At 64.4% G+C, this 464-nt stretch carries 1 protein-coding gene; it reads left to right on the top strand.

From position 1 onward, the window contains the following. A partial coding sequence (locus B8W67_RS20180) for a phosphomethylpyrimidine synthase ThiC (protein ID WP_207567718.1) occupies positions 1-464 on the top strand: 464 nt, incomplete at both ends.

Below are 464 nucleotides of genomic sequence, written 5' to 3'. Positions count from 1 at the left end.
ACCGTGCCGATCTACCAGGCCATGAAGGAGGTCGACGGCGACCCCACCAAGCTGACCTGGGAGATCTACCGCGACACCGTGATCGAGCAGGCCGAGCAGGGCGTGGACTACATGACCGTGCACGCCGGGCTGCTGTTCGAGCATGTGCCGCTGACCGCCGAGCGCATCACCGGCATCGTCAGCCGCGGCGGATCGATCATGGCCAAGTGGTGCATGGCCAACCAGCAACAGTCGTTCCTCTACACCCATTTCGCCGAGCTCTGCGAGATCTTCGCCCATTACGACGTCACCGTCTCCCTCGGCGACGGGTTGCGCCCGGGGTGTATCGCCGACGCCAACGATGCCGCGCAGTTCGCCGAGCTGCGCACCCTCGGTGAGCTCACCAAAGTCGCGAAATCCCATGGCGTGCAGGTGATGATCGAAGGCCCCGGTCACGTGCCGATGCACAAGATCGCCGAGAACGT

Source organism: Mycolicibacillus koreensis (assembly GCF_002104795.1).
Lineage (GTDB): Bacteria > Actinomycetota > Actinomycetes > Mycobacteriales > Mycobacteriaceae > Mycobacterium > Mycobacterium koreense.
Note: the sequence above shows the minus strand (reverse complement) of the source record. Positions and strands in the feature narration are given on the sequence as shown.